The organism is Paenirhizobium daejeonense, from assembly GCF_014280875.1.
Lineage (GTDB): Bacteria > Pseudomonadota > Alphaproteobacteria > Rhizobiales > Rhizobiaceae > Allorhizobium > Allorhizobium daejeonense.
The window spans coordinates 13587-28683 of the sequence record NZ_JACLAL010000018.1; the positions used below are offsets into that span (position 1 = coordinate 13587).

The window sequence follows — 15097 nt, forward strand, 5'->3', positions numbered from 1 at the left end:
CTGTCCATTCGGACGTGTAAAGGGCGCTCTATTTCTTGGACCCATGTATGATGACTGCCGAACAAGATACCGCCGTTTGAGCCGGCGCGTCGGGATTTCTCACCCGTAGACGCGACCGGCTTCCATTGCGGCTTCGCTTGCGGGAGCCGAGCGAATGCCGAATGCATATTCCAGCTCGGTCGCAACATAGTCGAGCTGCTCTTCGCCAAGGGCCGGATAGATCCCGAGCCAGAAGGTGTCCGTCATGATCGTGTCTGTCCGGCTGAGGTCCCCCGATACCCTGTAGTTCCGACCCTTCATGTAGGGCTGGCGGATGAGGTTGCCGGCGAACAGCAGGCGCGTTCCGATCTTGCGGCTGTCGAGATATTTCAGGAGGTCCACCCGGGAGATCGGCGAGGACGGCTTGAGCGTAACCGGGAAGCCGAACCAGGACGGATCGGAATTGGCGGTCGCCTCCGGCAGGATCAGGAACTCCTCGCAGGCCGCGAGACGCTTGTGCAGGAAGGCGAAGTTCTCGCGGCGTTTCGCCACGAACTCGTCGGCACGGTCCATCTGGCCCAGCCCGCAAGCGGCCTGCATGTCGGTAATCTTCAGGTTATATCCGAGATGTGAGTAAGTGTACTTGTGGTCGTAGCCGTGGGGAAGCTCGCCCAGTTTCCAGTTGAAGCGCTTGAAGCAGGTATTGTCCTGTCCAGGCGGGCAGAAGCAGTCGCGCCCCCAGTCGCGGAAGGATTCCGCAATCACGCCCAGTTGCTTGTGGCGCGTGAAGACAGCGCCACCTTCACCCATGGTGATATGATGCGCGGGATAGAAGCTGAGCGTGCCGATGTCTCCGAAGGTGCCGACCATCCGGCCGTCATAGGTCGAGCCGAGTGCGTCGCAGCAGTCTTCGACAAGCCAGAGATTGTACTTCTCGCAAAGCGCCTGCACCACGGCGAGATTGAACGGGTTGCCGAGCGTGTGGGCGAGCATGATCGCCTTGGTCTTCGGAGTGATGGCCTGTTCGATCAGCTGCGGATCGATATTGTACGTGGGGATGTCGACATCCACGAAGACCGGAACCGCGCCGAACTGCAGGATCGGATTGACCGTCGTCGGGAAGCCGGCGGCAACACCGATCACCTCGTCCCCCGACTTGATGGCCCGCTCGCCAAGCTTCGGCGAGGTCAGGGCACTGAAGGCAACGAGATTGGCGGAAGAGCCGGAATTCACCGTCATCAGGTATTTGACGCCGATATAGGCGGAAAGACGCTTCTCGAATTCGGTATTGAAACGGCCCGTGGTCAGCCAGGCGTCCAGCGCCGCTTCGACCATGAGGGAACGCTCCCGCCCATCGATGACCTTGCCGGACGGCGGAACTGTCGTCTGCCCCTTCTCAAAGGGACGCGGCACCGAAACGAGCTCGTTGTATTGCGCCACCAGTTCGAGGATCTTGCTTCGGAGTTCTGCTTCGGACATCGGGATGGTTCCTAGAACAATTTCAGGAAAATTGAGAGTTCTTGTTCCGTCCGACCTTGCTGCGAAACAAAGAGACACGGCATTCTTGGACTCTGTGGCGATACTCTATGCCTGAACGTCCAGCTCTTCGGAGAGCATGTTTTCCATGAGCTCCTCGCGGGAAAGGAATGGCGCCATGTCCTCGAGGCTCGGCGATACGATCGTACCATCAGGCAGCTGCCGGGAGCTGAGCTTCGGCGCAAACGGCTGGTTTCCGTCGAGCATCACCTCGCAGACGACCGGTCCCTCAATGGCCAGAGCCTGCTTCAGTCCGTCGTCCAGTTCCGAGGTCTCGTTCACGCGGACATAGTCGAAGCCGAATGCCTTCATCAGCTTCTCGAAATCCGGGAATGTCACGCCGCTTCGGGGACCGGCGCCGACTTCCTCGCCGTTGAAGAAGTTTCGCTGCGTTTGGAAGATCGAGACATAGCCAGCGTTGTTGAGCAGGAAAATCTTGATCGGCAAGCGATTGCTGACGATGGTCTGCAATTCCTGCAGGTTCATCATGATGGAGCCGTCGCCGGCCAGGCAGATCACATTGCCGTTGTCCCGCGCCTTGGATGCGCCGATGGCGGCGGGCAAGTCGTAGCCCATCGTTGCGCTGCCGGAGTTTGACCAGAGGCGTTGCCCCTTCTTCAATCGGCCAGCCTGGAAGCTGGTGATGCAGGCTGTTGCATTGGCGGTGACGACGACGGCATCGTCCGGGAGATGGGCGAAAAGCCGATCCATGAAACAGTACGGATTAACCTCCTTGCTGTTCCAGTATTCAGGCTGCACAACCGGATAACGGGCGCGACGCTCCTTGGCCCAGGAAAGCCAGGAATCGTGTGTTGCCGCCGGCCTCTGATAAGGCAGGCGCAGGAGGACGGGCAGGAGATCGGCGAGGTCCGCGACCACCGGCATATCTGCGGAAACGTTGGGCCGCTCCATTTCCAGGGGATCGATATCCACCCAGATCTTGAAGGCCTTCGGAGCGAATGACTTCCAGTTGTAGCTGATCTGGCGAATGTTGAGGCGTGTGCCGAGAACGAGCAGGCAATCGGCGTTCTGGGCGACGAAATTGCCGGCGCGGTCGCCAATGGTGCCGGGACGTCCGCAGTCGAGCGGATGGCCGTCCCAGACGAGATCATGTGCGCTGAAACCGGTGACGACAGGTATCTGCAGCTTTTCGGCCAGCTTGAGGAAGGTATCGGCCTGACCACTCAACCGCAGGCCGTTACCGGCATAGATCACTGGACGGCGCGCCGAGGCAAGACGCTTCAGAATCGCTTCGCCCGCCTTGTCGAGCGCGGTCTTCTTCCAGGGCTCGTCGATTTCATCGGGCTGGAACCCCTCAAGCTCGGTGGGCTCGATCAGCGCGCCCTGAACGTCGATCGGAATATCGAGCCAGGTCGGGCCGGGACGTCCCGACGTTGCCAGATAGAGCGCCTTCTCGAGATGATAACGGATCGAGGTGGGATCCGTGACCATGTGGACATATTTGGTGACCGGGCGAACAAGATGTTCGATGTCGACTTCCTGGTCCCCGTACTGACGGAGGTTCAGGCCGGTGGAGCGGATGGTGGTTTCTCTCTTCACCTGCCCTGACAGAACCAGCATACCCACTGAATCGGTGTAGGCGCCGTAGACGCCGGTAATCGCATTGGTGGCGCCCGGACCGGTGGTCACGTTGACGACCGCGAGCTTGTTGTTCACCCGGTAATAGCCTTCTGCCGCCATGGCGCAGGCCTGCTCATGGTGATTGAAGACGCATTCGATCTGGGGGTGCGAACCGAGTGAATGATTGAGGTGCATGGCGCCGCCGCCGGTGACCATGAAGACATGGCTGATGCCGCGTCCTGCAAGATATTCGGCTACCCAGTCAGATACTTTCATTTTAGGCATGGTGCCATCCGTTCCATAAGGCAGTTCGGCGGATCGCCTCTTCCAGAGGCACCGTCGCATGAAGATCGAGTTCGGTTCGTACAAGCGTCGTGTCGGGCACGTAGCGTCCGGCATTCCAGCCGGTATCGTTGGCGCCGAGAACTGTCGTCTCGCCGGTTCCTATCGTCCGGGACACGCAGGTCGCGAGTTCGGCAATCGAGATGTCCTCGTCGGAGCCGACATTATAGGCTTTGCCCTTGGCGCCATGGACGAGAATATGCCAGAGCCAGACCGCAAGGTCGCCCGCGTAGAGATAGGATCGGCGTGGCCGGCCGTTCCCTTTCACCACGATGCCTTGCCCGTTCATCGCATCGAGAATGAAATTGCCGGCCGCAAAATGCGTATCGAGCGGCATGTAGGGACCGAGAAGGGTGAAGATGCGCGCGGTCACGATGTTGAGATCGTGTTTGCGACCGTAGATGGCTGACAGCATCTCTGCGGCCCGCTTGCCTTCGGCGTAGGCATTGCGAGGGTTTGTGCAATCGAGCGAGCCGAGGAAAGTCTCTACCGCATGGTGCATTTCGGCAGGCTGCTGGCCGTAGATCGCCCCGGAGCTCAGAAGGAAGAACCGCTTGGCTTTCTTCTCGACGGCAAGATCGAGCGCGCGCCGCGTGCCGTCAACGATGACGTTGAACATCCGGTCGGGTTCGAATTCGTTGAGATGAGCGCTCGCATCCGTGGCCGCATGGATGACGTGTGAGTAGTCTTGCTTCGGAAAGGCGAAGTCGATGATGTCGCCTTCGATGAACTCGAAGGACGAATGCTCGACAAGATGAGGGGCCTTCTGCGAAAAGCGAGCGGCGTCACGTGTCAGAATGGAAACCTTGATGTCGAGGTCGAGTGCGAGATCGGCGTGCCTCAGGGTCTCCAGCAGCCAGCAGCCGATGAAACCTGTGCCGCCGGTCAGAAAGATGCGCGCGCCGCGCAATTCCGCCCAGACGGATGCCGATCTTTGAAACACGTCTTCAAGGTCATCGGCCAGAGACCAGGTTTTGTTCATGACTGCCATGCCCAAGCTCATAAAGCCCGCCTTGGTGAGGAACTCGCAGACCGCCGGCGATTCCGACTTGTGCCGTTCGAGTATGCCGGCGAGGTTTTATGGCTAGATCATCTGCGATGCAGCAATGAAAAACCCACTCTCGAACATCCGGATTTCTAGGGCGACAACCTTGCCCTAAGCTGTCCTGCTCCCGGACGCAAAGGTGGAGGAGGGCAGCCCATGATCGCCGGGGAGCCGCTGGTCAATCTGTCTGACCGGACGGCATCGCGCAAACCTCGCCTTATGGTTCGACGCAGAAGGCCGGCATGGCCTTGCCCCCCTCGCTCACGCTCGCCAGATAGGTGGAAGCCGTATCAAGCGCTTCCCGGATCGTGACATCCATGTCGAGGTAGCGGTAGGTGCCGAGACGGCCGACGAAGGTGACGCCAGCCTCCTGTCGGGCACGATCGACATACTGCGCAATCAGCGCCTTTTCCTCGGAAAGCCGGATCGGATAATAGGGGATGTCATCCGGTCCGCAGGCGCGCGAATATTCCCGGTAGCAGATACTCTTCTCGTGTTTTTCCCAGGGCGAGAAATGCTTGTGCTCGGTGATGCGGGTATAGGGAACGTCGACGTCGCCGTAGTTCATGACGGCGCAGCCCTGATAGTCGCCATCGTAGCGGAACGGCTCGAAATCGAGCGTGCGGTAGCCGAGGCGGCCATATTCATAGCCGAAGTAACTGTCGATCGGTCCGGAATAGAAGACGTGATCGAAGCCTTCGGCTTCCGCCCTGTCGAAGCGCCGACCGAGGTTAACCTCGATCCGCTCGTGATCGAGGATCTTGCCGATCATGGCCGTATAGCCGTTTTCCGGCATGCCCTGGAACCGATGGAAGAAATAGTTGTCATCGTAATTGAAGCGCACCGGCAAGCGCCTCAGGATGCTGGCAGGAAGTTCGTCCGGCTGGCATCCCCATTGCTTGACGGTGTATCCCTTGAGGAACGCCTCGTAGAGGTCGCGTCCGACGAACTTGAGCGCCTGCTCTTCAAAGGTCTTAGGTTCGCCAATGGTTTCATCCGCCAGCGATTGGATGAAGGCCTTCGCCTCGTCCGGGCGCAGCGTCTTTCCGAAGAACTGGTTGATCGTATGCAGGTTGATCGGCAGCAGGTAGACGTGGCCGCCGCTCGTCGTCTTCACCCTGTTCACATAGGGCATGAAGCGATCGAAGCTGTTGACGTAATGCCAGACTTCCTCGTCATCGGTATGGAAGATGTGCGGGCCATAGACATGGACCATCACACCGGTCTCTGCATCGCGATCGGTATGGCAATTGCCGGCAATGTGGTCCCGCTGATCGATGATCGTCAGGGCATGGCCTGCTTCCGCCAGTCGGCGGCCGATGACCGCCCCCGAAAGGCCGGCACCCACCATCAATACCCGTTTCGTCATGTCCTTTTCCCGTCTCAGTCTGTCAGTTCCCTCCGGGAGGGCAGGCGCTGTCCCTCGACTTGATCCTGCGATGGACGGGAACGGTCCCCTTGCGGGGACCATGAGGAATCATATCAGATGAATTGCTCGATATAGCTGCTGATGTCGAACGCGGCGTCCTGTCGTTTCAACGGTTCGCCGAAACGCGGATCGAGACGCAGCCAGGCGCGTGCCGCGCCGTCGTCGCCTGCCGGGACGTCCCGGGTCAGCCGTTCTTTCACCTTTTCGGGCAGGAGATCGACGATGTCGCTGGTGACCAACGGGTCCACGATGATGGGAAGGTTGCTGAACCCTGCGGCTTCCGTCGCGGCCAGGCTTGCGCCGGCAAGCTTCTGGATCAAGTCGATCGAGGCACCCTGCAGCTTTGCGGAGCTATATGCGGACATGCGGTGGTAGAGAACATAGGCTTCGACCCAGTTCTTCGCCTGGATATGCAGTCGCAGGGCAACCGTCTGGCGATGATGCATGAACTGGATGATCTGCTGGGTAAGATCGAAGCGCTCCTGGGTCGTCGGGAACTTGTCCTTCCACATCTGCGAGGCCAGGTATTCCAGCCCGCCGCGATAGGTGTCCCACTGGAACATGCACTCGTTATTGCCCTGCTGCAGGCGGGGGTCGTCGGAGACGGCCGTCACCCGAGCGAAGGGTTCCGGCATGAACAGGATGTCCGTCTTGTCGAGCGCGCGGGTGGTGAACAGGAACGCCCAGAAAATGAAGGGCGTGGCGCCCGAAATAGTCTTTTGAAGCACGTCGCGCCGGATGATGAGGAATTCCGGAAAAGCGTGATGGCCGAGGATGAAGCCCAGCAGGCCCTTGAAATCGCCCTTTGCGAAGCGGGTCGGACCGGGAACCGGATAGAAGGGACCCATGTCGCCGCGACCGGGTCGCGCGTCAACGAGCATCCACGGCGCCTGAACCATTCCGATGCCCGGATCCGTTTCCATGATCCTCACATACTCGACGACCTTCTCCGGAATCAGCAGGTCATCGTCGCCGAGGAACACCGCGTAGCGGCCACGGGCGCGACGCATCGCGAAGGCGTAGTTGCTGACGAAGCCGGAGTTCTTGATGCGGCGGTAGTGGCTGAGCTCAGGAGTGCCCGCCAGCGACTGGAGGTAGTCGTTTGTATTGTCGGTCGAGCAGTCGTCGACGATGACGATTTCAAACGGAATGCCGAGGCGTCGGAAGTTCTCGAGATGGAAATTGATGTTCCTCTCGAGCATGAACTGCCTGTTATAGGTGGGTACGCATATGGACAGCAGGATTTCGGAGTTTTGCATCATGGAGCCTGGGACTGCCGTTGATCTGGACGCGGAGAAACCGTTTGTAGCCTGCTAGCAGGCGGGGCTTTCGCGAGGCTGTTGGAGGGCCGCTTCAACACGGGTCACGGCGGCAATGGGCGCAGTGCTGCGATCAGACGATACCCTTCCGGGAACGGCCACGAACCTTTGCCGGCGCCCCGCCATGCTCCGAAACACGTCGCGGCCGGACCGGACCATCAATGCGAAGCTCCCGCGGCTTTGGCGGCCGGCGGCTTCTCGCCCTCGGCAATCTTGATCGTAGAGGATCTGCGTTTGGGGTCGCCCGAGTTCAGATCCGCCTTGGAGAGAAAGTCGAGCTGCTCGACAATGACACCGGTCACGAGTTCTTCGCCGACCTGGCCGTTGATCCCGTCCTTGACCTTCGTCTTGAGGCCGGCGACATCGAAGCTGCCAGCCGTCGGAAGGTTGATGAGCTTGTCGCCCACCAGCAGACCGAAGAGCTGATCGGTGATGTAGGGAGCGATCGGCACGTGGACCTTCTTCGCCTTTTCGCTATCGACAGTCACCGAGACCTTCGCCAGGAAATAGCCGGTCACCGCGTTGTCCGTGACCACGGGCAGGCTGAGGATTTCGCCGGCAACGTATTCGCTCGGCGTCTCGGCCTTTGCTTCAGCATTCTCACCCGGTTTTCCGCTGAAAGACACAGCGGCATAGACGCCACCCAGTGTCAGAGCGCAAACCCAAAGGCCGACGAGAAGGATCTTGATCATTTCCGCTCACGAACGAGGAATTGTTCCTGCGAATAGGTGCCGTCGTCATCGGCGTTCTGCGCCGCGTTCTTCAGAAGTTCGGTCACTGCGCGAACGGCGCGCATGTGAGCTTCCACCCGGCGGGCGTTGAGGTCCAGCTTGGCCTTCAGGCCGTGAAGCTGTTCGAGATAGCTCGCCGCCATTTCCCGGGTGTCGGTATCGCGAAACAGCATGGTAAGCTCGTAGAGGCAACGGCTCTTGTGCGCGTTCGAGAGCTTGAAGTCGAAATCCGGATCTGTGCCGATACGCTGGTTCTCGTTGTCAATGATGACTTCGAGCCGGCCGAGCACCGTCTTGATACGGTATTCGTGGTTGACTACTTCCATCTTAAATCACCCCTTGGCGTGCTGTATTCAGCTTGTCTTGTTATCGGTCGCGGAGCTGGTCTCGCTCTCGTGAGAAAGCAGCGTCTTGCGCTGGAAATCCGTGATCATGCTGAGCGCCATGCCACGGTCGGACTCATCGGTCGTGGTATTGGGAGCCTGCGCCCGCTGCCGCTGCAGCGACTGAGAATAGACCTGTTCCGCAATGCCGATGCCGCCGGTCTTGGAGACCTCGTTGGCGATCTGTTCGGCCATCATGCTCTTCCAGAATTCACCGGCCGAGCCCTTGCCGTAGACCTCTTCGCTTTCCTTCGGCATCATTTCCTGGATGAAGGTCGACAGGATGCTGGCCTCGAACTTGCGATAGGTTTCCGGCACCTTTCCTTCGATCTCTGTTGCGGGGACATTGCCGAGACCGGCCTTGGCAGCAGCACTCGGCATGGTGCCGAGCATCGAGGCGAAGCCTGCATTGCTGGCGGTCAGAACCGAAGCCTCGTTGGCCGCGCTGGTCGCTCGCATCTTCTCTCTGGCCGCCATCAGCTCACCTGGGTCGGCTGCTCTGACCACGTCGAGAACGAGATCGCTGGGTGGAGAAATGGCCACGTCGTCTTCCTTTTGCGTTGGAGCATAATCCGACCGAAGTGAAACGAGGATCGATTAGATTATGCTTCAAAAAGAGAACCTTGGAGCGCCGACCCGATTCTATCGGATCGAAATACGCTCCAAGTTCGACGACAATCGCACTCTAACCTTGCTGGAGGCTGGTGTCTTTCAGCGCAAGGATCATTTCGATGAGATCGTAGACGGCGTTGTCGTCTGCGACCCGGGTTTCGGCCTCCCGCGCCTCCTTCATCTTCTCTTCCAGCTTGTCACCCTTCTTCCGCTCCTTGGCGAGGCGGGTTTCCTGGGCTCTCTGGAGATTGCCGAGTTGCTTGTCCCGGCTCGTCAGCTTTGCGAAGCGTTCGAGATAGTGTCGGGAAAGAGGCCTGTGCAGCGGATCGAGCGAGGTCATGACCGTGACCGTGCGCGTCGTCGCTTCCGCGACCTCGGAGCGTTCGCGAATGACCATGGAAAGCTCGTTCTCGGACATCTTCTCGACATGACGCTGGACTGCCACGAGCCGCTTGAGCTTTTTCGATTTTTCGACCTCGGCCACGAACGTTCCCTAGAGGTTGTTGAAGATTGGCGCGAATGCCTGGGCGAACTGGTCCAGCAGTGCAGCAATGGCGAAATAGAGAAGCAACAGCCCGCCAAAGAGGGCGTAGGGGGTGGAAATGAAATAGAGCGGTATCTGCGGCGCCAGCTTGTTGATGAGACCGACGACCACGTTGAACAACAGGCCGAACAGCAGGAACGGGCTCGCCAGCCGCAGCATGATGATGAACGTGGCGCTCATGGTATCCGTCAGGCTGATCAGCATCTGCTGCGGGTCTATCAGCCGGCCGATTGGCAGAGCCTCATAGGAATCGGCGAGAGCCTTGATGACGATATGATGGAAATCCGTGGCGAAAAGAACCAGCAGCGCACCGAAGGTCATTAGCGTGGTGAGATGGCTCTGCGAGCTATCATCCAGTGGATCGGAAGTCGGCTGCGAATTGAAGGCGATCGACATGCCGATCACGGTGCCGGCGAACTGTATTCCCATCGTGTAAAGATGAGCAATCAGGCCGAACATCACGCCCGTCAGCGTCTCGGAAAAAATAAGCATCACGTAGACGACCATATCCCCGGTCGCCCGGGGATAGAGTATGTCCCAGAACAGGGGCAGGAGTGCGATCGACATCGACAGCGACAAGAAAAGCCTGATCTGCATCGGCATTCGCGCAGAGGAGAAGGTCGGCATGGTCATCATGCAACCACCGATCCGGCAGAATGCCAGAAACAGCGCCATGACGGTCCCCTGCGGATCTGAAATCATGAAATGGAGCCGAGAATCTTGATTTCCGTGCCTTTGGCCAATTCCACGTGCGACAGGACAGGCAGCGTGCTGAAGAGCCGTTCGGTGATCATGCGCACATAGGAGCGCGTTTCCGGCAGCGTTACAAGTACGAAAGGCAGGCCTTCGTCCATGAATTCACGGATAACCTTGCTGGCTTCCGTGCTGAACTCCTCGACATGGCGCGGATCGATGTCGAACTCGACCACGTCACCCTTGGCGTCGCGTTTTATCGCCTGCTGGAAGATGACGTCCCATTTGGTACCCAGACGGACGACGCGCAGAATGCCGTTGTCGGAAAGGTCGCCGCAGATTTGCTGTGCCATGCGGATGCGGACGTGCTCGACTATCTGCTCGGTCTTGCGCAGGTGCGGTGCGAGTTCCGCAACCGCTTCAAGGATCAGATGCAGGTTGCGGATCGACACGCGTTCGGCAAGCAAGAGCTTCAGGATCGCCTGCAGGCCGGAATAGGACATGTGCGAGGAGCAGATTTCGTCGGCGAGCTTCTTGTATTCCGGGTCGAGCCGCTCGATCAACATCTTCACGTCCTTGAACGACAGAAGCATCGGCAGGTTATTGCGGATGACCTCGCTCACATGCGTGAGAAGCGTCGAGATGTTGTCGATCGGGTGGAAGCCCTCGCGCTTGAGGTCTTCAACGAAGTTTTCCAGTACCGAGACCGCCGGCATGCCGAAGGCGGGATCGCGCACTTCGTCGCCAGGAACGGTCGGCTTGCGGCCCTTGCCGGTGATGACCAGGACTTCGCCGACACGTAGCGTATTGGCGGCAACCGTCGTTCCATGGATGCGGATCTGGTAGGACTTGTCCGGAATGGTGATGTCGTCGGTGACCTTGATTTCCGGAACCACGAAGCCGTATTGCGCGGCGAACTTCTTGCGCATCTTGCCGACACGGAACGCAAGCTCCTGATGGGCGCCGAGGAGGCGCGGCGAGATGTGCTTGCCGAGCGCCAGCTCGATCTCCGTCGTGCGCAGCACGTTCTTGACGGTGTCGCGCTCCGCCTCCTGATTGTGGACCGCCTTCTTCTCTTCCTGTTCGCGAAGCGCCTTGTTTTCCGCCTCGATCTGGCGCGGAATGAACCAGGAACCGAAGGCGAGAATGCCGCCGAGGAACATGAACGGCAGGAAGGGCAGACCCGGCATGAGCGCCAGGACAGCCATCAGAACAGCGGCGACGGACATGGCCTTCGGATAGCCGCTGAGCTGCCCGATAACGGCCTGGTCGGTGGAGCCGAGCGTGCCGCCGCGAGTGACGAGAAGGCCGGCGGCCAGCGAGACGATGAGGGCCGGAATCTGCGAAACGATACCGTCACCGACGGAAAGCTTGACGAAGACGTCGGCCGCCTGGCCGATTTCCATACCGTGGCGGAAGTAACCGATGATGATGCCGCCGAAGACGTTGATGGCGGTGATGATCAGGCCGGCCACGGCATCGCCGCGTACAAACTTCGACGCACCGTCCATGGCACCGAAGAACGAGCTTTCCTCCTCCAGTTCCTTGCGCCGGCGCTGGGCCTCTTTTTCATCGATGATGCCGGCCGAAAGATCGGCATCGATCGACATCTGCTTTCCGGGGATGGCGTCAAGGGTGAAGCGGGCGCCGACTTCCGCGATACGGGTCGCGCCCTTGGTGATGACGATGAAGTTCACCGTGATCAGAATGAGGAAGACGATAAGACCGATGACGAAGTCGCCGGACATAACCAGGCTGGCAAAGCCTGCGATGACACCGCCCGCCGCCCCGTGCCCCTCGTGGCCATGGGAAAGGATCACGCGCGTCGTGGCGATGTTGAGTGACAGGCGAACCATCGTCGAAATCAGGAGAATCGTCGGGAAGGACGAGAAATCGAGCGGTCGCTGGATCCACAAGGCTACCATCAGGATCAGCACCGAGAAGGCGATCGAGAAGGCCAGACCCATGTCGATGAGGAACGGCGGGATTGGCAGGAAGAGGATGCAAAGGATCACCACGATGCCGAGGGCAAAGCCGATATCGCGGCCGCGCGGTGCAACTTTCGGGATAGTCAAAACGCTAGGGGGAGTGGCCATTCCTGCTCCGTCTCGTCATGAGATCAGCAAAGACTTCGATTTCACGTTCATGTGAAACTGGCACCCGCCATGCGTTTTGTTCGCAGGGCAAACCAGTCCAACCCGGAGCCTAGACGTCGAAGCTTGCGCGAGAGTGGCGCAAGATCGTCTTGTCGCTCTGCGAACGCCTAGCCGATCGTTAAGCCCGAAAACGGTCCGTTAACTATTTGTTAACATTTGTGGCGTAAGCGGTTACATGGATGATTGCGCGATGTTGGCGCCTTGGGCAGGCCATGATGTGGCCGTTTCTATATGAAAGGGCTCCCGGTGACATCGACGACCACGCTTTCGACCTATACGAGCTATCTCCTGGTTAACCGGGATATGAAGACCTCGTTGACCCGGGTCGCTAACGAATCGACAGTCTCCCGAGATACCGCCTATTACGAGGAAAACATCGGAAACGTCACGTCCGTAGACGAATTCGTCAACGATTACAAACTCTTTTCGTATGCGATGAAGGCCTATGGCCTTGAGGACATGACCTACGCCAAGGCCTTCATGAAGAAGATCCTTGAAAGCGACCTGACGGACGATTCGAGCTTCGCCAACAGCCTGACCGATACCCGCTACCAGGATTTTGCCGCCGCCTTCAATTTCGCCGGCGAGACGAAGAAGGCCCAGACCTCCGTTCAGACGGACGACCTGCTTTCCTCCTATCAGGATTCGTTCAAGGTAGAAGAAAAGGCGATTCAGACGGAAGTTGATTATTACGAGAAGAAAATCGGCAGCATCACCAGCGTCGACCAGTTGATCGGCGACAGCCGGTTGCGTGGCTACGTGCTGGAATCCTTCGGGCTGGATGCAACCTACACCTCGAAGAGCTATCTGAAGCAGGTCCTGACCAGCGATCTATCGGATCCGGACAGCGTAGCCAACAAGGCCAGTAGCGACACCTGGCGCAAGCTTGCCGCTTCGTTCAGTTTCAACACGGACGGTAGTGTTAACGGCACGATACAGACGGCAGACGAGATCGAGAACCGCCGCCTCGATTACATCTACAACGCCTCGACCTATCCCTCCGACCTGCTCTTTAGCGCCAATCAGACCTACTGGGAGAAGAATGCCGCTTCCGTTTCGACGGCAACCGAACTGGTGTCGGACAAGCGGTTGCTCTCTTACGTCAAGACAGCCTTCGACCTGCGTGACACGATCATGGCATCGAGCGTCGCGAGCCTGATGTCGAGCCCGAGTTTCGCCTCGGTATATGGCAATACCGAACTTCTGGATTATTTTAACTTCGAGACCGACGGAACGGTGACGACGGGCGAAAGCGCCCTGAGCAGCGATCAGATCACGTCGCTGGCAAAACGGTACAAGACCGCTTTCCAGGAAGACCAGAAGGCCGCGGTCGACGATGCCGTGTCCAATTTCGAAACCCGTATCGCAGCCGTCAATAACATCGACGACTTCCTCACGACCAACAACGACTACTATGAAAGCGACGACGATCCGAACAACAACGACACCTATGACGATGTGACGGAAATCTGGAACGTCGCCCTGCGCGCCTACGGTATCGATCCCAACGAAGTTACAAAGTCGAAGATGCGCAAGATTCTGGCGAGCGATGTCGATGACAAGAAGAGCTACGTCAATTCGCTAAAGGACGACCGGTTCGTCAATCTGGTGAAGGCCTTCAATTTTAGTTCGGAGGGTGAAACCGAAGTTCCCCTTCTCGTCCAGTCGGAAAACGTCATCAATGGCTATGCTACCGCCTATACCGATCAAAAGGCACGCTTCCTGACGGGCAAGGAACTCACCGATGCCAAGGACGCCGCCGAAAAGGAGATCGAATATTACAAGACGCAGATGGAAACGATTTCCACGCGTGACGAGTTCCTTTCGAATAGCCGCTTGACCAATTTCGTGCTCGAGGCCAAGGGCATCGATCCGAAAAGCGTGAAGAGCGAAGATTTGCGTAAGATGTTCGAATCCGACCTGACGGATCCGAAGAGTTATGTGAATTCGCTTTCCGACAACACTTTCGCGGAAATCGTGGCTTCCTTCAATTTTGATGCCGACGGCAACCTCTCGACCGAACCGGCCGGAACGATCCAGCAGCGGGGAGACACACTGGAAACCGTCAACAGGTATCTTCGCCAGACCCTTGAGGAAGAACAGGGCAATTCCAACTCTGGCGTTCGCCTGGCCCTCTATTTCCAGCGCATGGCTCCGTCGATCACCAGCGCCTATGATATTCTCGGCGACACGGCCCTGCAGGAATTTTTCACCACGGCATACAGCATGTCGGATTATTTCGCGAGCCAGGACGTGGAGAAGCAGGCGAGCACCGTTAAGAAGTTCATCGACCTCGAAAAGCTCCAGGATCCCGAATACGTCGAGAAACTGGTGAAGCGCTTCACCGCGCTGTACGATACCGAAAACGGTACGACCAATTCGGCCGCGCTCTCCGTCCTGAGCGGAGTAAACTCGATCAGCGCCGATACCCTGCTCGCAGTCGCTCAACTCTCCGCCAAGTAACGGAACCGTTGGCACGGGCCCGATCCTGCATGGCAACAGGTTGCCTCTGTTAGCGCAAACAAAAAACCGCAGCGCTTCATCGCCGCGGTTTTCTCATCAGGTTAACTTGCCTTTCGGCGAAAAACCGGGCTGCCGAAACCTGCTTACTTCCAGTCGATGCAATAACCGAGGAATCTCTTGGAATCGACGGGATCGAAACCGAGCTTTTTGCGCAGTTTCTTTCTGAGCTTTGAGATATGGCTTTCGACGACGTTTTCTTCGACGTCCTCGTCGAAGATGCCGTA

At 58.4% G+C, this 15097-nt stretch carries 13 protein-coding genes; 1 reads left to right on the forward strand and 12 read right to left on the reverse strand.

Annotated features, from left to right (window positions below):
- Positions 1 to 99 precede the first annotated feature (99 nt).
- From rfbH to flhA, 11 genes are all read right to left on the reverse strand, one after another.
- Positions 100 to 1458 (reverse strand): lipopolysaccharide biosynthesis protein RfbH, encoded by a 1359-nt coding sequence (rfbH, locus tag H4I99_RS24235; RefSeq protein ID WP_163903439.1) that lies wholly within the window; start codon positions 1456 to 1458, stop codon positions 100 to 102.
- A gap of 105 nt (positions 1459 to 1563) precedes the next feature.
- Positions 1564 to 3381 (reverse strand): thiamine pyrophosphate-binding protein, encoded by a 1818-nt coding sequence (locus H4I99_RS24240; RefSeq protein ID WP_244625293.1) that lies wholly within the window; start codon positions 3379 to 3381, stop codon positions 1564 to 1566.
- On the reverse strand, positions 3374 to 4429 hold the full coding sequence (locus H4I99_RS24245; RefSeq protein ID WP_244625295.1) for an NAD-dependent epimerase/dehydratase family protein: 1056 nt from the start codon (positions 4427 to 4429) through the stop codon (positions 3374 to 3376). The genes H4I99_RS24240 and H4I99_RS24245 overlap by 8 nt, the downstream gene beginning before the upstream one ends.
- 271 nt (positions 4430 to 4700) lie before the next feature.
- On the reverse strand, positions 4701 to 5852 hold the full coding sequence (gene glf, locus H4I99_RS24250) for a UDP-galactopyranose mutase (RefSeq protein ID WP_163903441.1): 1152 nt from the start codon (positions 5850 to 5852) through the stop codon (positions 4701 to 4703).
- Between the two features lie 113 nt (positions 5853 to 5965).
- Positions 5966 to 7174 (reverse strand): glycosyltransferase family 2 protein, encoded by a 1209-nt coding sequence (locus H4I99_RS24255; RefSeq protein ID WP_163903443.1) that lies wholly within the window; start codon positions 7172 to 7174, stop codon positions 5966 to 5968.
- A 215-nt stretch (positions 7175 to 7389) separates the two neighbouring features.
- Entirely contained in the window at positions 7390 to 7923 is a 534-nt protein-coding gene (locus tag H4I99_RS24260; RefSeq protein WP_163903445.1) for a hypothetical protein, read from the reverse strand.
- Positions 7920 to 8288 carry a hypothetical protein gene (locus H4I99_RS24265; RefSeq protein ID WP_163903448.1) on the reverse strand — a complete coding sequence of 123 codons (369 nt, stop codon included), beginning with the start codon at positions 8286 to 8288 and terminating at the stop codon, positions 7920 to 7922. The genes H4I99_RS24260 and H4I99_RS24265 overlap by 4 nt, the downstream gene beginning before the upstream one ends.
- Before the next feature lie 27 nt (positions 8289 to 8315).
- Positions 8316 to 8888 carry a rod-binding protein gene (locus tag H4I99_RS24270; protein ID WP_163903450.1) on the reverse strand — a complete coding sequence of 191 codons (573 nt, stop codon included), beginning with the start codon at positions 8886 to 8888 and terminating at the stop codon, positions 8316 to 8318.
- Between the two features lie 142 nt (positions 8889 to 9030).
- Entirely contained in the window at positions 9031 to 9441 is a 411-nt protein-coding gene (locus H4I99_RS24275) for a hypothetical protein (RefSeq protein ID WP_246225562.1), read from the reverse strand.
- A gap of 9 nt (positions 9442 to 9450) precedes the next feature.
- Positions 9451 to 10203 carry a flagellar biosynthetic protein FliR gene (gene fliR, locus H4I99_RS24280; RefSeq protein WP_163903452.1) on the reverse strand — a complete coding sequence of 251 codons (753 nt, stop codon included), beginning with the start codon at positions 10201 to 10203 and terminating at the stop codon, positions 9451 to 9453.
- A complete protein-coding gene (gene flhA, locus H4I99_RS24285; RefSeq protein WP_163903453.1) occupies positions 10200 to 12290 on the reverse strand; it encodes a flagellar biosynthesis protein FlhA in 2091 nt (696 codons plus the stop codon). The genes fliR and flhA overlap by 4 nt, the downstream gene beginning before the upstream one ends.
- Before the next feature lie 363 nt (positions 12291 to 12653).
- On the opposite strand from flhA, the gene H4I99_RS24290 reads away from it, so the two are divergent.
- Positions 12654 to 14813: a DUF1217 domain-containing protein gene (locus tag H4I99_RS24290; RefSeq protein ID WP_244625298.1), complete on the forward strand. Its 2160-nt coding sequence runs from the start codon at positions 12654 to 12656 to the stop codon at positions 14811 to 14813.
- 143 nt (positions 14814 to 14956) lie between these two features.
- Here the strand turns inward: H4I99_RS24290 and H4I99_RS24295 are convergent.
- Positions 14957 to 15097: winged helix-turn-helix domain-containing protein (locus H4I99_RS24295; RefSeq protein ID WP_186663411.1), on the reverse strand; the 141-nt coding region annotated here is incomplete at its 5' end.